The organism is Pseudomonas sp. CCI1.1 (assembly GCF_034348165.1).
GTDB lineage: Bacteria > Pseudomonadota > Gammaproteobacteria > Pseudomonadales > Pseudomonadaceae > Aquipseudomonas > Aquipseudomonas paracarnis.
This window is the reverse complement of sequence record NZ_CP133780.1, coordinates 2,417,588-2,439,937: the sequence shown is the minus strand read 5'-3', so window position 1 is coordinate 2,439,937 and position 22,350 is coordinate 2,417,588. Positions and strand designations below refer to the sequence as shown.

Annotated in this window: 21 protein-coding genes, 1 pseudogene and 1 riboswitch; of the genes and pseudogenes, 10 read left to right on the top strand and 12 right to left on the bottom strand. The window is 62.4% G+C overall.

Annotated elements, in window-relative coordinates; genetic code table 11:
* Positions 1-31: 31 nt before the first annotated feature.
* From RHM69_RS10775 to RHM69_RS10765, 3 genes are read right to left on the bottom strand one after another with little or no spacing between them, the layout of a single operon-like run.
* The gene (locus RHM69_RS10775; protein WP_200600277.1) at positions 32-2,254 is read right to left on the bottom strand and encodes a GMC oxidoreductase; all 2,223 of its coding nucleotides are present in this window, start codon (positions 2,252-2,254) and stop codon (positions 32-34) included.
* Positions 2,251-2,742 carry a sorbitol dehydrogenase gene (locus RHM69_RS10770; protein ID WP_058410028.1) on the bottom strand — a complete coding sequence of 164 codons (492 nt, stop codon included), beginning with the start codon at positions 2,740-2,742 and terminating at the stop codon, positions 2,251-2,253. The genes RHM69_RS10775 and RHM69_RS10770 overlap by 4 nt, the downstream gene beginning before the upstream one ends.
* Positions 2,743-2,746: 4 nt before the next feature.
* A complete protein-coding gene (locus RHM69_RS10765) occupies positions 2,747-4,087 on the bottom strand; it encodes a hypothetical protein (protein ID WP_058410029.1) in 1,341 nt (446 codons plus the stop codon).
* A 325-nt stretch (positions 4,088-4,412) separates the two neighbouring features.
* Between RHM69_RS10765 and RHM69_RS10760 the strand changes: the two genes are divergently transcribed.
* Positions 4,413-4,976, top strand: a complete 564-nt coding sequence (locus tag RHM69_RS10760) for a nucleotidyltransferase family protein (RefSeq protein WP_133632987.1) — start codon at positions 4,413-4,415, stop codon at positions 4,974-4,976.
* Positions 4,977-5,081: 105 nt separating this feature from the next.
* On the opposite strand, the gene chrA is transcribed toward RHM69_RS10760, so the two are convergent.
* Positions 5,082-6,278 carry a chromate efflux transporter gene (gene chrA / locus RHM69_RS10755; RefSeq protein ID WP_200600276.1) on the bottom strand — a complete coding sequence of 399 codons (1,197 nt, stop codon included), beginning with the start codon at positions 6,276-6,278 and terminating at the stop codon, positions 5,082-5,084.
* A gap of 164 nt (positions 6,279-6,442) precedes the next feature.
* On the opposite strand from chrA, the gene tspO reads away from it, so the two are divergent.
* Genes tspO through RHM69_RS10740 form a run of 3 tightly spaced genes read left to right on the top strand, consistent with a single transcriptional unit; the run spans position 6,443 to position 8,293 of the window.
* On the top strand, positions 6,443-6,883 hold the full coding sequence (gene tspO, locus RHM69_RS10750) for a tryptophan-rich sensory protein TspO (protein ID WP_014719179.1): 441 nt from the start codon (positions 6,443-6,445) through the stop codon (positions 6,881-6,883).
* Positions 6,883-7,812: an alpha/beta hydrolase gene (locus RHM69_RS10745; protein WP_058410032.1), complete on the top strand. Its 930-nt coding sequence runs from the start codon at positions 6,883-6,885 to the stop codon at positions 7,810-7,812. The genes tspO and RHM69_RS10745 overlap by 1 nt, the downstream gene beginning before the upstream one ends.
* Positions 7,802-8,293: a GNAT family N-acetyltransferase gene (locus tag RHM69_RS10740; protein ID WP_020302467.1), complete on the top strand. Its 492-nt coding sequence runs from the start codon at positions 7,802-7,804 to the stop codon at positions 8,291-8,293. Before RHM69_RS10745 ends, RHM69_RS10740 begins: the two co-directional genes overlap by 11 nt.
* A 116-nt stretch (positions 8,294-8,409) precedes the next feature.
* Here the strand turns inward: RHM69_RS10740 and RHM69_RS10735 are convergent, their stop codons facing one another.
* The 3 genes from RHM69_RS10735 to RHM69_RS10725 are packed head-to-tail and all read right to left on the bottom strand — an operon-like array spanning position 8,410 to position 11,182.
* Positions 8,410-9,174, bottom strand: a complete 765-nt coding sequence (locus RHM69_RS10735) for an ABC transporter ATP-binding protein (RefSeq protein WP_038450899.1) — start codon at positions 9,172-9,174, stop codon at positions 8,410-8,412.
* Entirely contained in the window at positions 9,171-10,175 is a 1,005-nt protein-coding gene (locus RHM69_RS10730; RefSeq protein ID WP_197865071.1) for a FecCD family ABC transporter permease, read from the bottom strand. The genes RHM69_RS10735 and RHM69_RS10730 overlap by 4 nt, the downstream gene beginning before the upstream one ends.
* Positions 10,172-11,182, bottom strand: coding sequence for an ABC transporter substrate-binding protein (locus tag RHM69_RS10725; RefSeq protein WP_200600274.1), 1,011 nt, complete (start codon positions 11,180-11,182; stop codon positions 10,172-10,174). Before RHM69_RS10725 ends, RHM69_RS10730 begins: the two co-directional genes overlap by 4 nt.
* A gap of 114 nt (positions 11,183-11,296) precedes the next feature.
* A riboswitch (cobalamin riboswitch) is annotated at positions 11,297-11,490 on the bottom strand.
* A gap of 1 nt (position 11,491) precedes the next feature.
* On the opposite strand from RHM69_RS10725, the pseudogene RHM69_RS10720 reads away from it, so the two are divergent.
* Positions 11,492-11,599: pseudogene (locus RHM69_RS10720) on the top strand (outer membrane lipoprotein carrier protein LolA); the annotation flags it as partial.
* Between the two features lie 9 nt (positions 11,600-11,608).
* On the opposite strand, the gene RHM69_RS10715 reads toward RHM69_RS10720, so the two are convergent.
* Positions 11,609-12,538 (bottom strand): DNA/RNA non-specific endonuclease, encoded by a 930-nt coding sequence (locus RHM69_RS10715; RefSeq protein WP_019820839.1) that lies wholly within the window; start codon positions 12,536-12,538, stop codon positions 11,609-11,611.
* A 136-nt stretch (positions 12,539-12,674) separates the two neighbouring features.
* Here RHM69_RS10715 and RHM69_RS10710 point away from each other — a divergent pair, with 136 nt between their 5' ends.
* Positions 12,675-13,736 (top strand): M4 family metallopeptidase, encoded by a 1,062-nt coding sequence (locus RHM69_RS10710; protein WP_014719172.1) that lies wholly within the window; start codon positions 12,675-12,677, stop codon positions 13,734-13,736.
* A gap of 29 nt (positions 13,737-13,765) precedes the next feature.
* Positions 13,766-14,071, top strand: a complete 306-nt coding sequence (locus RHM69_RS10705; RefSeq protein WP_003192587.1) for a protealysin inhibitor emfourin — start codon at positions 13,766-13,768, stop codon at positions 14,069-14,071.
* Between the two features lie 14 nt (positions 14,072-14,085).
* Here the strand turns inward: RHM69_RS10705 and RHM69_RS10700 are convergent, their stop codons facing one another.
* Entirely contained in the window at positions 14,086-15,207 is a 1,122-nt protein-coding gene (locus tag RHM69_RS10700; protein ID WP_130175225.1) for an NADH:flavin oxidoreductase, read from the bottom strand.
* 99 nt (positions 15,208-15,306) lie between these two features.
* On the opposite strand from RHM69_RS10700, the gene RHM69_RS10695 reads away from it, so the two are divergent.
* Positions 15,307-15,708, top strand: a complete 402-nt coding sequence (locus tag RHM69_RS10695; protein ID WP_003192584.1) for a winged helix-turn-helix transcriptional regulator — start codon at positions 15,307-15,309, stop codon at positions 15,706-15,708.
* 11 nt (positions 15,709-15,719) lie between these two features.
* Here RHM69_RS10695 and RHM69_RS10690 read toward each other — a convergent pair whose 3' ends face one another.
* Entirely contained in the window at positions 15,720-17,114 is a 1,395-nt protein-coding gene (locus tag RHM69_RS10690) for an aldehyde dehydrogenase family protein (protein ID WP_200600272.1), read from the bottom strand.
* A 256-nt stretch (positions 17,115-17,370) separates the two neighbouring features.
* Between RHM69_RS10690 and ptrR the strand changes: the two genes are divergently transcribed.
* On the top strand, positions 17,371-18,243 hold the full coding sequence (gene ptrR, locus RHM69_RS10685) for a putrescine utilization regulator PtrR (protein ID WP_019820847.1): 873 nt from the start codon (positions 17,371-17,373) through the stop codon (positions 18,241-18,243).
* 106 nt (positions 18,244-18,349) lie between these two features.
* Here ptrR and RHM69_RS10680 read toward each other — a convergent pair whose 3' ends face one another.
* Both RHM69_RS10680 and RHM69_RS10675 read right to left on the bottom strand, forming a co-directional pair.
* On the bottom strand, positions 18,350-18,559 hold the full coding sequence (locus tag RHM69_RS10680; RefSeq protein ID WP_005789784.1) for a hypothetical protein: 210 nt from the start codon (positions 18,557-18,559) through the stop codon (positions 18,350-18,352).
* A gap of 106 nt (positions 18,560-18,665) precedes the next feature.
* Positions 18,666-19,862, bottom strand: coding sequence for an amino acid aminotransferase (locus tag RHM69_RS10675; protein WP_200600270.1), 1,197 nt, complete (start codon positions 19,860-19,862; stop codon positions 18,666-18,668).
* 343 nt (positions 19,863-20,205) lie between these two features.
* On the opposite strand from RHM69_RS10675, the gene uvrB reads away from it, so the two are divergent.
* Positions 20,206-22,221 carry an excinuclease ABC subunit UvrB gene (gene uvrB, locus RHM69_RS10670; RefSeq protein WP_003192575.1) on the top strand — a complete coding sequence of 672 codons (2,016 nt, stop codon included), beginning with the start codon at positions 20,206-20,208 and terminating at the stop codon, positions 22,219-22,221.
* The last annotated feature ends 129 nt before the right edge of the window (positions 22,222-22,350 follow it).

The following is a 22,350-nucleotide window of genomic DNA, read 5'->3' as shown; positions in this document are numbered from 1 at the left end:
CCGCGGCATTGTGGGGTTGCTATGACAACGCCTACACCGCCCCGAAACGCACCTCCACCGACAGGCTGCCCTGGTTATCGCTCAGGCCAGCCCCGTAACGCCCGGCCAGGTCGTCATTGATGCACAATTGCAACTCCCCCTGCTGGCCACGCGGCAATTGCGCCTGGTTGCCGACCAGGAACGGCGCGCCGCTGGTGCCGATACGCCCGATCAACGCGCCTTCTGCTTGACCGGGCAAGGTATAGCCGGGTTTGGCGGTCAAGCCTGGGTTGCCCGCCGCGCCGACCATGCCGGTGCCTGGGTTGGCCGTCCACTGCCCACCGGTGCACACCGCCAGTTGCCAGCTATGCCCGTTGACCTGCACGCCGGTGCCTTGCCAGGCCTGGTTGGCCTGCACCTGCACGGTACGCTTGAGCAGGTCGCTGGCGACCACGTCGGCGGCCTGGAAGGTCAGCGCAGTGATGGTCAAGGTCGGGTTGGCGGTGCCGGTGGCGGGGAACACGCCGTCGCCGACCAGGAACAGGTTGGGGTGGTCCCAGCTGCGCTGGTCTTTGTCCACCACCGACTTGGTGCGGTCCGAGCCCATGCGGTAGGTGCCCATCAGGTGGCCAGCGCCAAAGAACGCGTAGTTCTGGCCGTCGTACTCGAACACCGTTTGCGAGCCGGGCTCGAGCTTGGGCTTCAGGTCGGTCAGCTCGGTGGCGCCCATCAGCTTGGTGATGATATGCGTGGCGGCCAGGCGCGCTTGCTTGAAGCCCTCCTTGGTGTAGTCAGACAGTTCGTAGGTGATCTGTGGCCTGGTCAGGTCCAACCCGTCGGTGAACCCCTCGGCCCTCTCTACCCGGCACAGCGCTTTGTCGGGGTCTTTCTCCACCTGCTCGATCAAGAAGCCCAGACGGAACTGGCGGGTCAGCACGCTGTTGAGCTGCTGCACCAGCGCCACGCCGGACAACGCCTTATTATGGGGGTTGGCGCCGCCATGGTTGGTGCCGTCGATGAAATCGCAGACCGAGGTGTAGGGGTCGTTCACCGACCAGTTCCAACCCTCGTTGCCGATCTCGATACGCCACGCGGCACGCTCGCTGCGGAACGGGCCATCGCGCATGTCTTCGATCCCCGAGGTGGACAACGGCCCACGGAACGGGAACAACGGCTTGCCTTCGGGCATCAGGCCCCAGGCCAGGTACACCGGGTGGTCGGCCAATGCCTGGCCGACCTGGCCGCTGCTGTTGGCGACCCCTTTTGGGCTGTGCGGGCCGATGGAGTTGAGCAGCAGCTTGGGCGTTTCAATCGCGTGGGCGGCGATCACGTAGCGCTTGCCCTGGGCCGTGCCGTTCTGGCGTGTGCCGTTGTTCTGGTACTGGATGAAATCGATCCCCGTGACCCCGTTGGCATCGACCTGCACCTGGCTCGCCACGCACTGGTAGAGGATCCGCACGTTGCCGGTATCCAGCGCCTTTGCCATGGTCACAGTGGCGTCGTACTTGGCTTGGATCGGGCAGATCGGCGTGCAGCTGGTGTTGCCGGCGCATACCCGGCGGCCGTTGTCGTTCTGCGAGTTACGCCCGGCTGGCGTTTGCCGCACGTTGAGGGTGATGCCCTGGTACCGGGTGCCATTGACGGCCTTGCCCACGCCCTGGTCGACCAACGACGGCGGGATGCCGTGCATGCTGTATTGATAGCCCTGCGGGAAGGTCACGCCCAGGTAGGTCTGCGACGCCACGTCGGCGGACACGCCCATCTCTTCCTCGGCGCGGCAGTAGGCAGTCTGCAGGTCGTCGTAGCTGATCGGCCAGTCGACCCCGACCTTGTACTTGCTTTGCATTCGAAAGTCGTTGGGCAACAGGCGCAGGGCCGTGCCCATCCAGTGCCACATGGTACCGCCGCCCACCCGCTCGTAGGTGCTGGCGAACAGTTGCGGTCCCTTCTGTACCAGGTAGCTCTTCTGGACCTTGTTCGGGTCGGTGCTGCCGGCGGTGATCAGGTCTTGGATAGTCGCGCGCGGGGCGAACTGCTTGGCTGGGGTCTGCTCGGTCTGCTCCGGAGGGTAGGGCGATTCGGGCGCCTTGAGCACGGCCGTGTAGAAACGCTCCAGGTACTCGCTGCGGTTAGGTGGAATCGCCGGGCCCGATTCGAGCACCAGCACTTTCAAGCCGGCCAGGCCCAACTGATAGGCCATGACGCTGCCGGCCATACCGGCGCCCACGACGATCACGTCGGCTGTTTCAATGTTCTGGGTGTGTAGAGTGCTCATGGCTGCTGCCCTTCCTTGGCGTCGACACCAGTGAATTGCTTGAGGGTCGGTGGCTGCTCGGTCCAGTAGCCGAAGTGGTACTGGCTGTAGCCCATGGGGTGGGATTGGGCGATCTTCCACGCCCAGCTTTCCTTGTAGGCCTGGTCGGAAACCACGTGGGTGTCACCCGTGTGGGCGGCGCCTTGGTCATAAGGCTGGTACCAGCTGCCAAGCAGCCACAGCTTCATGATCGAGCGGGCCCCCTGGGCGATCTGCGGGTCTGGGTTGCCGAGCACGGCGCTGGCGATTTGCTCAGGCGGTTGGTTCTTGATGCTGGCGTACAGCGTCAGCAGGTTGCTGAACGCCGCAATGCCCATGCCTTGCTGGGCCGTGGCGAAGAACAGCGGCGGCAGGTTGATCGGGTCCACCGAAGGCGCCAGCAGTTTGGCTGACAGGCCAGTGAGCACAGCGGACAGGTCGATGAAGTTTTGCAGGTTCGGGTCGCTCATGGCATCACTCCTTGGCACCGGTGGATTGGGCACGTTCAAGCAGGAAGGTGAAATCGGCGAAACTGGTGCGCGGGGACTCGGTCACCCGGGTGGTCGCGTTGTTGTGGCACTCCAGGCAGCTGGACGAGGCCTGTGGCGTGGTGCCCTGGTTGTAGCTTTCCAGGGTGGCGTTGGCCAGGAAGGTCGGGGCAGGCGTGCCCAGCGGGTTGGTCGGTGACGGTACTTGGCAGTCATCGGCGGGGACGGTTGGCCACTGGGTGCTGATCAGTTGGTAGTTGGCCCAGACCGTGCCCTTGAGTGCGCCTTGCCACTGCGCGTTGAGCTGGTGGGTCGCGGCGGTGAGCGGTATTTCCCGCACGATCTGCGAAGGCGTGGCGTACTTCGACGGGTCCCACGGCCGCGCTGGCGGCTCATTCACCGGGCGGTTGCTGGCCTGGGCGTCGTAGAACAGGTAGGGGCCCTTGCGCTCGTTTATCGGCGTGGTCTCTTCCGGCACGTTGCGCACGTGCTCGAAGGTCGACCATACCCACTGCGGCGCCTCTTTGGTCTTGTGCACGATGTGCAGGCCGACCAGCCCGACCTTCTGCGCGCTGCATGACTCGGGGATCACCGCGCCCGTGTTCGGGTCGGTGTTGCCGCGGGTGTAGACCAAGGCGTCGACGGCGTGGAAGTCCTGCGGGTTGTCGTTGCGGCCGAGTACCTTCCAGGCCGATTTAACCATGATCGCGCCGACCTGCTGGGCCGTATGCGAGCCGCAGGAGAAGGCGATGCGGTTGTCGGCCTTGCTCAGGAACGCTTGCTGGCCTTCCTTGCTGTAGAGGCCATTGTTGACGATGTCGTCGAACATCGGCTGGTTGACCATAATCGCGTTGCGCGTGTAGGTGCCCTCCTGGTCTACCAGTGGGCCGGTCTTGAACGGCTGGATGAACTCGTCGAGCACACCGGCGACCTTACCCATCTGTTGCAGTACGGGCAGATCACCCTTGCCTTGGCAGGCGGCGGGTGGCGGCGTGTGCTGGTCCCAGGCGAGCGGCTTCTGGCCTTGGGGCAGGAAAATCGCGTAGCTCTCCTTCCACGACTCCCAAACTCTCTGCCCCGGCGCGCCGATCTGCGCCGAGGTGTTGGCGCTGCCGTCGGCGTTGGCGGGCCAGTTCAGAGCGACGAAGGTCTGCCACGACAGCACGTCGAAAGCGCGTTGCAGGCTGTCCAGGGTGATGGGAGGGTTGGCGGTGACGTCGAAGGGAATCGTAGGTGACAGTACCGGCGGGGTGGCCGTATCGGCCATGGCGAGCGCGCTGGTGAAGCTTGCACCCAGGCACGCCAACTGTTTCAGGGTTATTTTCATTATCGTCTCCTCAGCAGATAACGCGTCGGGACGATGAGGCGGACTGGCCCTTCATGGACCGAATGTTCAGCGTAATCCCTGACGCTAAGCTGAAGGCTAGCCGTTGCGTTAGAACCCTCAGAGATATCCGACTAAAGGTAGGGATAAGCAGGATTGGCGCACGGCGGCAGATGCCGGCGTAGGCAATGGAGCAAGGTGTGGCGGGGGGGATTGGGTTTTGCCTTCAGGCGTTGCGTGATCGTTTAGGATTTTCGCGAGCAAGCTTGCTCCTACAGGAGTGCCATATTCAGGTGTTATGGTTGGCGCTGACGATGGAGGACTGAACATGACATTGACGGTCGACACCTTGCTCGAATTGGCCATGACCAACCCTATCAATGCGCAGATTACGGCGCGCTTGCCGGATCTTGGTGTGCAGCAGTGCATGCTTACGGCGGGCTGTTTGTTCCAGGCGGTGTGGAATCATCAGGCGAATCTGCCGGCCGATCAGGGCGTGAAGGACTATGACGTTTTTTACTTTGACGAGGACCTGTCCTACGAGGCGGAAGACGCGGTAATTCGTGCGGCGCAGGTGCTATTTAAAGACTTGGGGGTGAATGTGGAGGTCAGGAATCAGGCGCGGGTGCACCTTTGGTATGGGCAGCGGTTTGGCCGGCCCTACCCGCAGTTGCACTCGGCCCGGCAAGGGGTTGACCGTTACCTGGTGGCGGGTACGTGCATTGCGCTGGATATTGCCTCGGGCGAGGTGTATGCGCCTTATGGCTTGGAGGATGTGGAGCAGGGTGTCTTGCGCATCAACCCTTTGCATCCGGAGCCGGCGCTGTTTTTGCACAAGGCCAGGAGTTATCAGGCGCGTTGGCCGTGGCTCAAGATAGTCGAGCCGGGCTGAGCCCCAATGCTGTAGGAGCGAGCTTGCTCGCGAAAATCGTTAACGATAACGCGTGCCTTCAGATTAAACGCGGCGCCCGTGAGTTTTTCGCGAGCAAGCTCGCTCCTACAAAAGTGCTGTGCCGAGTACGCCGCAGCCTATCACCACCAACCATGGCGGCAGCTTCCACACCATCAGCGCGATCAGTGCGAGCAACGCCAGTGCGGCGTCATACCCATTGAAAATCGCACTGGTCCACACCGGCTGGTACAGCGCCGCCAACAACAGGCCAACCACCGCCGCGTTCACCCCGGCGAGCGCCGCCTGGGTACGCGGGCTTTTGCGCAGATTGGCCCAGAAGGGCAAGGCGCCGAAGATCAGCAGGAACGACGGGGCGAAGATCGCCAGCAGCGCGATCACCCCGCCAAGCCAACCGCTCGGCGCGTGGGTCATGGAGGCACCGAGGAAGGCGGCGAAGGTGAACAGCGGGCCGGGCACGGCCTGGGTGGCGCCGTAGCCGGCGAGGAAAACATCGTTGCTGACCCATTGGCTGGGCACCACTTCGGCTTGCAGTAGCGGCAATACCACGTGGCCGCCGCCGAATACCAGCGCGCCGGTGCGGTAGAAGGCGTCCACCAGCGCCAGCGTGGGGTTGAGCGCCCATACGGCGAGGAGTGGCAAGGCCACCAGCAACAGCAAAAACAGCATCAACCACAAGGCTCCGGTGCGGCGGCTGATGGCGATGGGCAGGGCGTCGGGCTCGTTGCTGTTCTCGGGCTTGAGCAGCAACAGGCCGGCCACGCCTGCGACCACCATGACCCCGACTTGAGCCCAGGCGGAGGGTTGCAGCAGCACCACGCCCGCGGCGATCAACATCAACGCCACCCGTAAAACGCCTTGGCACAGAGTGCGTGCCATGCCCCACACGGCCTGGGCAACCACGGCTACGGCGACGACCTTGAGGCCGTGCAGCGCGCCATGGGGGAGGGCGCCGCCGTAGTGGGCCAGCCCCAGGGCAAACAGAATCAGGGCGATGGCCGACGGCAAGGTGAACCCGGCCCAGGCTGCCGCCGCGCCCCGGTAACCTGCTTGGGACAGGCCCAACGCGATACCGACCTGGCTGCTGGCCGGGCCTGGGAGGAACTGGCACAGGGCGACCAGTTCGGCATAGCTGCGCTCGCTGAGCCAGCGGCGGCGGGTGACGAACTCTTGGCGAAAATAGCCCAGGTGCGCAATCGGCCCGCCGAAAGAGGTGAGGCCCAGGCGCAGGAAGATCAGGAACACTGACCAGGGGCGGCTGCGGTGATCGGCAAGCTGGGGCAAGGGGATGTCTCGGGCAACGGTGCTGGATGTTGCCGACCATAACCAATTTTCATGACGCGTAGAAGCGCGGGTATTTTGCCGCCCCCATTGAATTTATCCGCGGTTGCTTGAGTCACTTAAAAGCAGTGTACTGTTTTCCATCCACTGGACCTCAAGGACCGATCATGACCTTTTTCATCTTCCTGCTTGCCTGCGCCGCCGCCGCCAGCACTGGCGTGATCTTCAAACCGGGCGCCTGGTACGAATCCCTGGTCAAGCCCAGTTTCACCCCACCCAATTGGCTGTTCCCGGTGGCATGGACGATCATCTACCTGCTGCTGGCCTGGGCCGGTTACCGCTTGACGCTGATCCCCGGCAGCGAAATGGTGTTGGCCTTGTGGGCGGCGCAGATTGCGTTGAACACCCTGTGGACGCCGGTGTTCTTCGGTGCCCATCGGTTGTTCGCCGGGATGGTGATTATCGTGCTCTTGTGGCTCACCGTGGCAGCGATGGTGCTGCTGGCCGTGCGCCTGGATTTGATTACCGGCCTGATCCTGTTTCCGTACCTGGTGTGGCTGTGCGTGGCCGCGGCGTTGAACTTCTCGATCCTGCGTAATAACCGCTGATGGCCTACCAGCATTGGCCTGCCAGCGAGCCCGAACTGGCCCAGATGCGGCGCTTCAATCGCACACTGGCGTGGATGCCGCGCTTCAAGGTCCGCAACCGCGTGATGCCGCGTCTGATCCAGGCGCTGTTGCGTGCCAGCCAGACCTTCAAGAAGGCGCCCCTGGCGGAACGCAAAATGCTCGGGGCGATCCCCTTGCGCATCCTGCGGCCCGCTGGCCCGCCCAAAGGCGTGGTGCTGGATATCCACGGCGGTGGCTGGGTGATCGGCAATGCGCAAATGGATGACGACCTTAACCTCGGCATGGTGAATGCGTGCGACGTGGCGGTAGTGTCGGTGGATTACCGACTGGCGGTGGATACGCCAATTGAAGGGCTGTTGGATGACTGCCTGACGGCTGCGCGCTGGCTTTTGGCGGACTGCCCGGAGTTTGCCGGCCTGCCGGTGTTTTTTGTCGGTGAATCGGCCGGCGGGCACTTGGCGGCGGCCACTTTGTTGGCGCTCAAGCAATGGCCCGAGTTGCTCCAGCGGGTAAGCGGCGCGGTGTTGTATTACGGCGTCTACGATTTGACCGGCACGCCCAGTGTGCGCACGGCCGGGCCGGACACCTTGTTGCTGGACGGGCCGGGCATGGTCCAGGCGCTGCGCCTGCTGACGCCGGGGATCAGCGACGAGACGCGCCGTCAGCCACCGTTGTCGCCCTTGTATGGGGACTTTGAAGGGCTGCCGCCCGCGTTGATGTTTGTGGGTGAACTGGACCCGCTCAAGGATGACACTCTGCTGATTGCCGAGCGATGGCCAACGGTGGAGGCTCATTTGCTGCCAGAAGCGGCCCACGGGTTTATTCACTTTCCGGTGGCGATGGCCGATCGCGTGTTGGCTTACGCTCGCCAGTGGATAACGAGCCGCATCCTTGGCGATGAGCGTTAGTATCGAGGCGGTGCAGGCCGCTGACATTCCCCAGGTGCTGAGCTTCGCTTTGCTGGCGCGGGATGAACTGTTTCCCACGCTCAGTGCCACCGGCGTCCCCCACGATCTGGCGCAGTTTGAAGCGATCTACCTTGAGGGGGGCGGGCGGTTTTTGATTGCTCGTGCCGAAGGCCGGATCGTTGCCGCGGTGGCTTATCGGCCCTACGACGGCCGCTTCCCGCAGTTGAACTACCAGGGGCGCAAGACGGTGGAAGTCGTGCGCCTGTATGTGCTCCCGGCAGCGCGACGCTTGGGCCTGGCGGGCCGGTTATACCGCTCGCTGGAGGCGCTGGCGCGGGCCGATGGCGTAGAGATGATGTACTTGCATACCCATCCGTTTCTGCCCGGTGCGATTGATTTCTGGCGCAGGCAGGGGTTTGAGGTGGTGGATGTCGAGGCCGACCCGATCTGGCAAACCACCCACATGCATCGGCCTCTGTAGAACCAATGTGGGAGGGGGCTTGCCGACACTCCCTCATCGGGGGCAAGCCCCTCCCACATTTGGACCACAGTTGGCCGTCAGACCGTCACCAGAGCAAGCTGCCCCAACGTACGGATTCAGTTGGAGCGCAGGCGCAGGATTTGCGCGCCGTCGAACGGGTCCGTCAGGTAATGCCCCTGCACTCCGAATGTCTCCTGCAAACGCTGCGGCGTCAGCACCTCAAGCGGCGTACCCAGCGCCACCAGCCGCCCGCGATCCAGCACGGCCAGGCGATCACAGGTCAATGCCTGATTCAGATCATGCAGCGCAATCAAGGTGGTCACCGGCAAGCCTTGCACACCTTTGAGGATCGCCAGTTGATGCTGGATATCCAGGTGATTGGTCGGCTCATCCAGCAATAAAATCTGCGGCCGTTGCGCCAGGGCGCGGGCGATGTGCACGCGTTGGCGTTCGCCGCCAGAGAGGCTGCGCCAGGCGCGTTGGCTCAGGTGGGTGGCGTCTACGTCGTGCAGCGCCTGGTGCACGATGGCGTCGTCTTCACGCGACCACGGGCTCAGCGCCGACAGCCAGGGCGTGCGGCCTAGCGCCACGGCGTCGAACACGCGGATGGCGTCGTCGGTGTCGGCCTGTTGCTCCACCACCGCCAGCTGTTGCGCGATGGTGCGGCGTGACAACTCACCGACCCGCTTGCCGCCCAGGCGCACTTCACCGCTGGCCGGCGGGCGCAAACCGGCGAGTAATTTGAGCAGGGTGGACTTGCCCGAACCGTTCGGCCCGACGATGCCCAGGGTTTCGCCCGCCTGCACGTCCAGGTCGATACCGTCCAGTAACTGGGCCTCACGCACCTTGAAACCCAGGCCGCTGCAACTGAGCACGCTCATCGGGCGTTCCTCCGGCCAATCAAAATCAACGCAAACACCGGCGCGCCCACCAGTGCCGTGACCACCCCAACGGGAATCACTTGGCCCTTGATCAGGGTGCGTGACAGCACGTCTGCAGCGATCAGAAACAGCGCGCCCCCCAAGGCGCTGGCCGGTAGCAAGCGCGAATGCCCGGTGCCAAGCAACAGGCGCACCGCATGGGGAATTACCAAGCCGACAAACCCGATGGAGCCGACGATGGACACCATCACCGCCGTCACCAGCGCGGCGCAGGCCACCAGCACAAATTGCACGCGGCGCACCGGGATGCCGAGGGAGGCCGCCGAGTCGCTGCCGAAGGTGAACGCATCCAGTGCACGCCGGTGCCACAGGCACACTGCGAGCCCCACGACCGCCACCGGCACCGCCAACCACACCGACGGCCAGCGCACGCCGCTGAGGTTGCCCAGCAGCCAGAACATAATGCCGCGGGCTTGTTCGGAGCTGGCCGACTTGGTGATCAGGAACGCGGTCAGGGCATTAAACAACTGCGAGCCGGCGATGCCCGCGAGGATGATCTGCCCGGTACCGCTGGACGATCCGCTGGCCCGCGCCAGCAGCGTCACCAGCGCAAATGCCGCCACCGCCCCCACAAACGCGCCCGCCGACAACGACACCAGGCCACCGCCCACGCCGATCAAGGCGACGAGCACTGCGCCGGTTGACGCGCCGGCGCTGATGCCCAGCAGGTACGGGTCGGCCAGCGGGTTACGCAGCAGTGATTGCAGGATCACGCCGCACGTTGCCAACCCTGCGCCGCAGGCTGCGGCCACCAGGGCGCGGGTGAGGCGGTAGTTCCACACCACGCCTTCGTCGATGGGGTCCAGTACGTAGCCGGCGGCCCAGAGTTTATTGGCGAGCACCTGCAGCACCACCTGCGGTTCGATGGCGGTTTCACCGATGGCGACGCCAGCGAGCAGGGCGAGCAACAGCAGCGCCAGGGCGAGTAGGGTGCGCATCATTTGCCCAGGTGGTAGCCGTCGATGGCGGCGGACAATTGTTCAAGGCCCTCGAAGGTGCGCAGGCTCGCCTGCAAGGCCAGAGCGTCGAGGATGATGATGCGGTTGTTCTTCACCGCGTCCATGTTGCGGGTCACGGGGTCGCTGCGCAGGAAGGCGAGTTTCTTTTCATGGTCGTCGGCCGGGTAGCGACGGCGATCCATGCGTGCGATCACCAGGAAGGTGGGATTGGCCTTGGCGATGGTTTCCCAGCCGACGGCGGGCCACTCCTCATCGGACTGCACCACGTTACGCAGGCCAAGGGCTTGCAGCATGAATTGCGGCACGCCTTTGTGGCCGGCTACGTAAGGGTCGCTGGCCATTTCGGCGCTGGAGAACCACACCAGTGCACTGGCTTGCTGCAAGCCCTTGCCTTGGGCCGTGGCGACGGATTTGGCCAGGCGCGCCTTGAGTTCGTCGGTTAGTTGTTGGCCGCGATCCTGCACGTCGAAAATCTGCGCCAGTTGCTGGAGGCTCTGGTAGATCGTCTCGATGCGAAAGGGCTCCAATCGCGTGCCGTCGGCACCCACCAGGTTGTCCTTGCCTTCGCAGTCGGACGGCAACAGGTAGGTGGGGATCTTCAGTTCATGAAACTGCTCACGGGTGCCGACCACGCCTTGGGGGCCCACCACCCATTCCAGCTCGGCGGCCACCAGTTGCGGGCGCTTGGCGAGTACGGCTTCGAAGCTGGGCTCGTTGTTGGCCAGGCGCTCGATGCGATCGTCCTGGGCCTTGTACTGCGCCGCCACGTTGTTGAACCACAGCGAAGTGCCGACCACCTTGTCGCCCACGCCCAGGGCGTAGAGCATCTCGGTGGCGGCCTGGCCGATGGTGACGCTGCGGGCGGGGGCGTGCTGGAAGGTCAGGGGGCTGCCGCAGTTTTGCAGGGTCAGCGGGTACTGAGTGGGCGCGGCTTGCGCCAGGGCACACACACTCAAACCTGCGATCAGGGCGGTAACGCGTGGCAGCATGAGGCGATCTCCTTGTGAACCGTAGGTGCAGCAGGGGAGGTACGGCTCGGAAATACGCCCATGGGCGCTGCTGATGCGCAGGGCCAGGATGTCCTTCCCGGACACCCCGCCGGTTAGTGAATTAGCTGGGCCGGCAGGTCTCCTGACTGATGCGTCGTCGCCATGCCCCGCCTTCCCGGACGTGGTCCAGTGGCATTCAAGGGCAGGCTCGGCATCTACAGTTGCGGGGGCAGTTTCGGTTCACGCCGCGTGCGGCGTTTCGAATTCCCTGTTAGTCCCATACGGGAACCGGCGGCCGTATGGTAAGCGATCATCCCTGTAGGAGCGAGCTTGCTCGCGAAGGTCGTCAACGATAACGCTGGGCACCTGATGCCCCGCGGCGCTTTCCTGTTGTTCGCGAGCAAGCTCGCTGCTACAAAAGAAGCGTCAGAGCCGAATATCCTGGGGGCCGCGGATCAGCGCTTCGATCCGGGTGCCTGTGGCGCGCTCTTCGTTGCTGAAGCCGTCGTAGTCGGCCAGGTTGGCGAAGCGGATGCCGGTCAATTGTTCGATCGCAATCACACTGCGCTGGTAGGTTCGCAGCGGGCCGAATACCAGGTCGAGTTGGCCCAGCTCGCGGCTTTGGTCGATCATGTAGGCGCTGGCGGACGGCTTGCCCTCGTCGCTGAGGTAGGCCACCACTTTCCAGAACGCCTTGGGGATTTTCACGCCACGGTAAAGTCGGTCGTCATCGGCGAACACTGGTCCGGTAAATACCGTGGCCCGGGCTTTCCAGCGCTGGGTGTTGTCGAGGATGTAGTCTTCGAGTTCCAGCCACGTCTTCTGGTTGAAGCCGCTCATCTGTGGCGAGCAGTTGGTGAAGTGAAAGGTGTCGAAGTTGGCGGTGGTCGCCTCGTCGCCCCAATTGGGATCCTGGCGCCGTACCAGGTGGCCGCGGTCCAGGCCATTGCCGGCATAGAGCTCTTCACCTACCTGCGCCTCCAGGGGTAGGCGACCATCGTAGGCCCAGGTGTCGTTGCTGCGGGTGATGTCTACATGCTTGGCGCCGTCGATATTCACCCCCACGTACAGCGCCAGTCGTCGAGAGCGCGACAGGGTGATGGAGAAATGCGTGTAGTCCAGACGCTTGGGTTGCACGTCGCCTGCCAGTGGCTGGTCAACCGTGGGCCATGGCACCACGAAGTCGCTGAGGAAGTCGTCGGCATAGCCCGCGCGGTTTTTGAGGTCCTTGGCTGCTGTGACACGCGGCGTCGCGGCTCTGGCTTCCAGCAGGCTGGGGCTGGCTGCGATCAATGGGCGCAGGTCGGCGAGCCTTGGGCGATGGGAAAGGTCAATGTTAGCTGTGCGGGCAGGCATGGGCATGTTCCTTATGGGCCTCGGATAAACACCACTGAAACACAAACTCATGACAATTTGGCCCAGGTGGCGAACTCAGGACTATCCTGAAAACCGTTACCCGGACGTTCATCACACGCCAAAAAGGAGCCAGCTCATGTGTGTTCGCCAACTGCGCAACCCGATTTTTTGCCTGATCCCGCCGTACATGCTCGACCAGATCGCCCGCCACGGCGACAAAGCCCAACGGGAGGTCGCATTACGCACGCGCGCCAAAGACAGCACGTTCCGCTCGTTGCGTATGGTCGCGGTACCCGCCAAGGGCCCGGCCCGCATGGCACTGGCCGTGGGCGCCGAGAAGCAACGCTCGATCTACAGCGCCGAAAACACCGACAGCCTGCCCGGCAAGCTGATTCGCGGCGAAGGGCAGCCCGCCAGTGGCGATGCCGCGGTGGACGAAGCCTATGACGGCCTGGGCGCAACCTTCGACTTTTTCGACCAGGTCTTCGACCGCAACTCCATCGACGATGCGGGCATGGCGCTGGACGCCACGGTGCACTTCGGCCAGGACTATAACAATGCGTTCTGGAATTCGACCCAGATGGTGTTCGGCGATGGCGACCAGCAGCTGTTCAACCGCTTCACCGTGGCACTCGACGTCATTGGCCATGAGTTGGCCCATGGCGTGACCGAGGATGAAGCCAAGCTGATGTATTTTAATCAATCCGGTGCGCTGAACGAGTCGCTGTCGGATGTGTTTGGTTCGCTGATCAAGCAGTACGCGCTGAAGCAAAAGGCCGAGGACGCCGACTGGTTGATCGGCAAGGGGCTGTTTACCAAAAAGATCAAGGGCACGGCGCTGCGCTCGATGAAGGCGCCAGGCACTGCGTTTGATGACAAGCTGCTGGGCAAAGACCCGCAGCCTGGGCACATGGATGATTTTGTGCACACTTACGAGGACAATGGTGGCGTGCATATCAATTCTGGCATTCCCAACCACGCGTTCTATCAGGTGGCCACCCGGATTGGCGGGTTCGCCTGGGAGCGTGCCGGGCGTATCTGGTATGACGCACTGCGCGATTCGCGGTTGCGGCCCAATTCCGGGTTTTTGCGTTTTGCACGTATCACGCACGATATTGCCGGCCAGCTTTATGGTGTGAACAAAGCTGAGCAAAAGGCAGTCAAGGAAGGCTGGAAAGCGGTGGGCATAAACGTTTGACGAAGCCGCCTGTGCGGCGAGGAACAGCCATGCGAATTTCGATCAAGGAAAGCGGCGGACCGGCGTTTTTTCCGGGGTTGGCCAAGCCGCGCACGGTGGAGTTGGACGCGCTGCCCGAGCCTGATCAGCAGGAGTTGCGGCAACTGATTGAAGCGTCGGGTTTTTTCCAGTTGCCGCAAAGCACCGATCCCGAGCCTGGCAACCCAGGCCGGGTGCATTACACCCTGACAGTTGCGGAAGGCAAGCGCGAGCACACGGTCTGTGTGCTCGCGCCGGTGAATCCCCCGGCACTGGACGGGTTGGTGCAGTGCGTGCGACGGCATAGTCGGGGCTGACTTGGGCCTATTGGCTAGATGAGCTCAGCAAGATCCGATGGGCTGAAGGCTTTCAGGCTGGAGGTCTCTCCCGTGCGAATTTTGCTGGCCCACTGTGGGTCGCTCAGTAATGCGCGGCCAACGGCGATGAGGTCAAATTCTTCGCGTTCAAGCCTGTGCACTAGATTATCCAGGCTGGCGGGTTGAGAGCTTTCGCCTCCGAAGGCGGCAAGAAAGTCCCCGGACAGGCCGACCGAGCCCACGCTGATGGTCGCCGCGCCGGTGAGTTTCTTGGCCCAGCCGGCGAAGTTCAGCCCCTGCTCGCCATCCAGTTCGGGAAATTCGGCTTCCCAGAAACGCCGTTGTGAGCAATGCAGGATATCGACACCCGCTTCCACCAGCGGCACCAGCCAGTCCGACATGGCGTTCGGCGTGGTCACCAGGCGCGCGCTGTAATCCTGCTGCTTCCACTGGCTCACCCGCAATATCACGGGGAACGCCGGGCCTACTGCTGCACGTATCGCCTTGACCACCTCTGCCGCGAAACGCGAGCGTTCCTTGATCGATGCACCATTGAACTGGTCGGGACGCTGATTGGTGCCTTCCCAGAAGAACTGATCGAGTAAGTAACCGTGTGCACCGTGTATTTCAACGGTATCAAACCCTAACCGTTTGGAGTCGGCAGCCGCCTTGGCGTAAGCCGCAATCGTGTCGGCGATGGCTTCATCACTCATCGCGTCACCGCGTGGCGTACTGGGTGCGGCGAGGCCGGAAGGACCTTCGATACCTGTCTCGGGCGCCCAATCGTTGAAGGGATTGCCCACTGATCCGACATGCCAGATTTGCGGCCCCATTTTGCCGCCTGCCGCATGCACGCCGTCGATGACCTGTTGCCAGCCCGCCAATGCCTGGTCGCCATGGAACAGCGGGACGCCGGGGTCGTTACGTGCGCCGGGGCGATCAATAGCGGTGCCTTCTGAGAGAATCAGCCCGACGTCGTGTTCGGCACGTCGGCGATAATAGGCGGCGACGTTTTCTTCTGGTACACCGGTGGGGGAAAACGAACGGGTCATGGGTGCCATGACGATGCGATTTTTCAGGGCCAGGGATTTCAGCGCAAATGGCTGAAACAAAGCATCCAGATTCGTAACACTCATTGCCAGAGACTCCATTTGAAATGAGTCTTGATAGTATATTGTGTATACCTAATATCAATTAGGCACTTTAAAGCTATCAGGTATCCCAGAGGAAACCACATGCTCGATCATGACCCGGCGCTGACTCAAGACGGTACGGTGCCCAAGGTATTCAAAGCCGATTGCTCCAGCCGATTATTGCTTGATCAGATCACCGACAAGTGGTCGGTGCTGATACTGGGCTCTTTGTGCGAAAAACCGCTGCGTTTCAATGAAATCAGGCGTCGCCTGGACGGCATCACGCAAAAAGCCCTGACCCAGAGCCTGCGCCGTCTTGAACGCAGTGGCATCCTGGCGCGCCGGGTCATCCCGTCTTCACAGGTGGCGGTGGAGTACAGCATTACGCCGCTGGGGGGGACGCTGGAAGAGCCGTTCAAGGCGCTTTACGCCTGGACGCTCAGCCATTCGGAAGCGGTGCTGCAGGCGCAGGCGGCGTTCGATGCGCGCACCGACGACGCCTAGCCGTTGCAGCTTTACTTGCGGTCCAGCCACACCGTTTGTGCGTTGCAGAACTCGCGTACACCGAAGTGAGACAGCTCGCGGCCGAACCCGCTCTTCTTCACGCCGCCAAACGCCACCCGCGGGTCTGAGACGCTGAACGCGTTGACGAATATCCCGCCGGTTTCCAACTGGTCGGCAATCGCCCGCGCCTTTGCGGAATCGGCTGTGAAGATACTCGCGGTCAGGCCAAACTCGCTGTCATTGGCCAGCGCTACGGCGTGCTCGGCGTCGCGGGCGGTGATGATCGAGGCCACGGGGCCGAACAGTTCCTGTTTGAACGACGTCATTTGGTCGGTAACGTCGGCCAGTACGGTCGGTTCGTAGTAATTGCCCGCGCCCGCGACTTTATGGCCACCCAACAGCAGCGTGGCGCCTTCTTCCAGGGTCGCCTGGACCTGGCCGTGCAGTTCGTCACGCAGATCAAAACGCGCCATGGGGCCGATATAGGCGGCGGTCGAGGTGGGTTCCCCCATTACCAGGGCGCGGCTGGCTTCGAGGAATTTGGCGGTGAAGGCTTCAACCACGCCCGCTTCGATGATCAAGCGCTTGGCGGCGGCGCAGACTTGGCCGCTGTTCTGGAAGCGGCCGATGACGGCGGCTTGTACGGCGGCGTCGAGGTCAGCGTCGTTGAGCACGATAAAGGGGTCGGAGCCGCCTAGTTCCAGCACGCATTTCTTCAACGCGGCCCCGGCCTGTGAGCCGATGGCGATGCCGGCGCGCACGCTGCCGGTGAGCGTCACGGCGGCGATGCGTGGGTCGGCGATGGCGGTGGACACGCCGTCCTGGGTTACGTTGATGACTTCAAACACGCCTTCGGCAAAACCGGCTTTGCGCAACGCTTGCTGGATCAGGTAGGCGCTGCCCATTACGTTGGGCGCATGTTTGAGCACGTAGGTGTTGCCGGCAAGCAGGGTCGGCACCGCGCCGCGCAGTACTTGCCATACCGGGAAATTCCACGGCATTACCGCGAGGATCGGGCCCAGTGGGCGGTATTCGATCCGGGCGCTGCCGTTTTCCACCAGGGTGGGCTCCGGGGCGAGCATGGCCGGGCCGTGGGCGGCATACCATTCGCTCAGTTGCGCGCACTTTTCGATTTCGGCACGGGCCTGGGCGATGGGTTTGCCCATTTCCAGGGTGATCATTTGCGCCATGTCTTCAGCCTGTTCACGCAGGGCAGCGGCCAGGGCCAGCAGATATTCGGCTCGCTGGCTTACCGGCGTGCGACGCCAGGTGCGGAAGGCATCGGTCGAGCGGGAGAGGGCGGCGTTCAGCTGTTCTGCGCTTTCATAGGGGTAGCTGCGGACTGTTTCGCCGTTGGCGGGGTTGATCGACAGGGCGTGGGTCTGGTGGGAGATAGCATTGTTCATGGCACCGTCCGGCTGAATGAGTGGAATGGGGCCAGCGTACGGGGCTGTATGTTTTCTGGAAACTGAATAATATTAAGCAATACGTTCATGAATGGAGAATGATTTGGATATTAGATCGTTCCCACGCTCTGCGTGGGAATGCATCCCATGACGCTCCGCGTCAAAGACCTATGCGCCAACGATCGGACGCGGAGCGTCCGAGGCAGCGTTCCCACGCAGAGCGTGGGAACGATCATGTACATGATTGGAGAATGATTTGGATCTTGTGCAACTGGAAATCTTCAAGGCCGTTGCCGAGCAAGGCAGCATCAGCGCCGCCGCGCAGTTGATTCATCGCGTGCCATCGAACCTCACCACGCGCATCAAACAACTGGAGCAGGACCTGGGCGTGGAGTTGTTTATCCGCGAGAAAAGCCGCTTGCGCCTGTCGCCGGCCGGGTGGAATTTCCTTGGCTATACGCGGCGCATTCTCGACCTTGTGCAAGAAGCCCGTGCGACGGTGGCGGGGGAGGAGCCCCAAGGCGCCTTTGCCCTGGGCTCGCTGGAGAGCACGGCGGCCGTGCGTATACCTGCGTTACTGGCGGCGTATAACCAGCAATACACCAAGGTCGAGCTAGACCTGAGCACGGGTCCCTCGGGCACCATGATCGAAGGTGTGCTGTCGGGCCGGCTGACGGCGGCCTTTGTCGATGGGCCGGTGCTGCATTCCACGCTAGAGGGTGTGGCGGTGTTCGAGGAAGAGATGGTGGTGATTGCGCCACTGCATCACGCGCCGATCACCCGCGGCCAGGATGTGAATGGCGAGAACATCTATACGTTTCGCTCCAACTGCTCTTACCGGCATCACTTCGAACGCTGGTTCTCACAGGATGGCGCGGTGCCGGGCAGGATCTTCGAGATCGAGTCGTACCACGGCATGTTGGCCTGTGTCAGCGCCGGGGCCGGGCTGGCGCTGATGCCACGCAGCATGCTGGAGAGTATGCCGGGGTGTGCGGCGGTGAGTGTGTGGCCGCTGCCCGACACATTCCGTATCTTGAATACCTGGCTGATCTGGCGGCGGGGCACGGTGTCACAAAGCTTGAACAGCTTCGTAAAACTGCTGGAAGAACGCAATCTGCCAGCATCCTAGATCAAATGTGGGAACTGGCTTGCCTGCGATAGCGGTGTGTCAGTTAATGAATCTTTAACTGAACCGCCTCTATCGCAGGCAAGCCAGCTCCCACAGGTGTCGTACATCAGCCGCCGAACTGCAGGGTGCCCATGGCCAGTTTGGCCATGATTGCCGTCGCGCCCAGTTGTACCAGCCATAACGCCAACCCACCGAGGAATACTCCCAGCGCAACCTGCAACACCAGGCTCTTCTGGCGCTTGGCTTGCGGTGCGCGTGGGGCGTAGTCGTGCAGTTCGTCGCGGTCGGCGCGCAGGTCCAGGTCATCGTTTCTCATTGGGGTTCTCGCAGCAAAGAGGCAGTCGGCGTTCAGTCTAGTGTGTTCACCAATAAAAAGGGGGAAGCCAGTGGCTTCCCCCTTCGTCTTACGTTTGCCGGCTTGCTTACAGCACCTCGACAATCGCCTTGGTCACGGCACCAATGTTCGATTGGTTCAGCGCCGCTACGCAGATACGGCCGGTATCCAGTGCGTAGATACCAAACTCGCTGCGCAGACGGGTGACTTGCTCAACGCTCAAACCGGAGTAGGAGAACATCCCGCGCTGGCGGCCAACGAAGCTGAAGTCGTGACCTGGCGCGGCCTTGGCCAGTTCGGCGACCATCTGCTCGCGCATACCGCGGATGCGCAGGCGCATCTCGGCCAGTTCGGCTTCCCACTGGGCACGCAGTTCCGGATTGTTGAGTACCGCGGCGACGATGGCTGCGCCGTGGGTCGGCGGGTTGGAGTAGTTGGTGCGAATCACACGCTTGACCTGGGACAGGATGCGCGCGCTTTCTTCTTTGGAGTCGCTGACGATCGACAGCGCGCCTACGCGTTCGCCATACAGCGAGAACGATTTGGAGAACGAGCTGGACACAAAGAAGGTCAAGCCTGATTCCGCGAACAAGCGCACCGCGGCGGCGTCTTCGTGGATGCCGTCGCCGAAGCCCTGGTAGGCCATGTCGAGGAACGGCACCAGGTTTTTCGCCTTGACCACGTCCAGCACGTTTTGCCAGTCGGCCGGGCTGAGGTCGACGCCGGTCGGGTTATGGCAGCAGGCGTGCAGCACCACGATGGACTGTGGCGGCAGGGCGTTGAGGTCTTCGAGCAGGCCGGCACGGTTCACGTCGTGGGTGGCGGCGTCGTAGTAGCGGTAGGCCTGCACCGGGAAACCGGCTTTTTCAAACAGCGCCTGGTGGTTTTCCCAACTTGGGTCGCTGATGGCGACGACGGCGTTGGGCAGCAGTTGCTTGAGGAAGTCGGCGCCGATTTTCAGCGCGCCTGTGCCGCCCACGGCCTGGGCGGTAATCACACGGCCGGCGCTCAACAGCGGCGACTCAGCGCCAAACAGCAGCTTTTGCACGGCCTGGTCGTACGCCACGATGCCGTCGATTGGCAAGTAGCCACGGGCGGCATGTTGCGCCACACGAATGGCTTCCGCTTCGGCAACGGCACGCAAGAGTGGAATCTTCCCCTCCTCGTTGCAGTAAACGCCCACGCCAAGGTTCACCTTGGTGGTTCGTGTGTCGGCGTTGAATGCTTCGTTGAGGCCCAGGATTGGATCGCGTGGTGCCATTTCGACAGCGGAGAACAGGCTCATTTTTGCGGCAGCTCTATGGGGGGTAGGAGGGACGTGTCGCGCTCCAGCCGAATGCACTAGAGCGGTGCACAAACGGGGAGCTAGTATAGAGGCCATCACGGCTGAGAGCGACAACGGAAACGGCTTTTCGGCCATGTTTTTCGGTTTATTTGCTGACCGTTAGTCTTATTGCAACATTGGCGAGCAAGGTCGTGTAGGACGACGGCCTTGAAACCCGTCACATTTGACACCACTTCTACAGCTATCATGGTTTTTTCCTGCAACCTGCGATGATTATTCGCGGGTTGCTGAGCTATTTCGTCCCTGGCGGTGTCGAGTCTGGGGTGACTTCACGAGGTACGTTATGTCGGATTTCCAGCTCGTTACCCGTTTTGAACCCGCCGGCGATCAACCGGAAGCCATTCGTCAGATGGTCGAAGGCATTGAAGCCGGCCTGGCGCACCAGACGCTGCTTGGGGTGACCGGGTCCGGCAAGACCTTCAGCATCGCCAACGTGATCGCCCAGACCAACCGCCCGACCCTGGTGCTGGCGCCGAACAAAACCCTGGCGGCGCAGCTCTATGGCGAGTTCAAGGCGTTCTTCCCGAACAACGCGGTGGAGTATTTCGTTTCCTACTACGACTACTACCAGCCCGAAGCCTATGTGCCGTCGTCCGATACCTTTATCGAGAAGGATGCGTCGATCAACGACCACATCGAGCAGATGCGCCTGTCGGCCACCAAGGCACTGCTGGAGCGCAAAGACGCGATCATCGTCACCACGGTGTCGTGCATCTACGGCTTGGGCAGCCCGGAAACCTATCTGAAGATGGTGCTGCACGTCGACCGTGGTGACAAACTCGACCAGCGCGAATTGCTGCGGCGCCTGGCGAGCCTGCAGTACACCCGTAACGACATGGATTTTGCCCGCGCCACCTTCCGGGTGCGCGGCGATGTGATCGACATCTACCCGGCGGAATCCGACCTGGAAGCGATTCGCATCGAGCTGTTCGATGATGAGGTCGAAAGCCTGTCAGCCTTCGACCCGTTGACCGGTGAAGTGATCCGCAAGCTGCCACGCTTCACCTTCTACCCCAAAAGCCATTACGTGACCCCACGCGAAACCTTGATGGGCGCCATCGAGGGCATCAAGGTCGAGCTGGCCGAGCGCCTGGAATACTTGCGCTCCAACAATAAGCTGGTGGAAGCCCAGCGCCTGGAGCAGCGCACTCGCTTCGACCTGGAGATGATCCTGGAACTGGGTTACTGCAACGGCATCGAAAACTACTCGCGTTACCTGTCGGGCCGTGACTCCGGGGCGCCGCCACCGACGCTCTATGACTACCTGCCGCCGGACGCCTTGCTGGTGATCGACGAATCCCACGTCAGCGTGCCGCAGGTGGGCGCCATGTATAAGGGCGACCGTTCGCGCAAGGAAACCCTGGTGGAATACGGTTTCCGCCTGCCGTCGGCGCTGGACAACCGGCCGATGCGCTTTGACGAGTGGGAAGCCATCAGCCCGCAGACCATCTTCGTCTCCGCTACGCCCGGCAACTATGAAGCCGAGCACGCGGGCCGCGTCATCGAGCAACTGGTACGTCCCACTGGCCTGGTGGACCCGGAAATCGAAATCCGCCCCGCGCTGACCCAGGTCGACGACTTGCTCTCGGAAATCAACAAGCGCGTGGCCCTGGAAGAGCGGGTGCTGGTCACCACTCTGACCAAGCGCATGTCCGAAGACTTGACTGATTACCTGGCCGACCACGGCGTGCGCGTGCGTTACCTGCACTCGGACATCGACACCGTGGAACGCGTGGAAATCATCCGCGACCTGCGCCTGGGCACCTTTGATGTGCTGGTGGGGATCAACCTGCTGCGCGAAGGCCTGGACATGCCGGAAGTGTCGCTGGTGGCGATCCTGGATGCGGACAAGGAGGGCTTCCTGCGCTCCGAACGCTCGCTGATCCAGACCATCGGCCGAGCGGCGCGTAACCTCAATGGGCGGGCGATCCTGTATGCGGACCGCATCACCGGTTCCATGGAGCGTGCGATTGGCGAGACCCAGCGTCGTCGCGACAAGCAGATCGCGTTCAACCTGGAACACGGCATCACCCCCAAGGGCGTGTTCAAGGACGTTGCCGACATCATGGAAGGCGCCACCGTGCCAGGCTCGCGCAGCAAGAAGCGCAAGGGCATGGCCAAGGCTGCCGAGGAAAGTGCCAAGTACGAGAACGAACTGCGCTCGCCGAGTGAGATCACCAAGCGGATTCGGCAGTTGGAAGAAAAAATGTACCAGCTGGCGCGGGATCTGGAGTTTGAAGCGGCGGCGCAGACGCGTGATGAGATTGGCAAGTTGCGTGAGCGTCTGTTGGCTGTTTGATTTGCGTAGATTGGGCTGGCTTCATCGCGGCCAAGCCCGGCTCCCACATTGATCTGTGAACACGGTCAATGTGGGAGCTGGCTTGCCTGCGATGGCCGCGCCTCGGTTTTCCAGAAATCACCCAGGCTG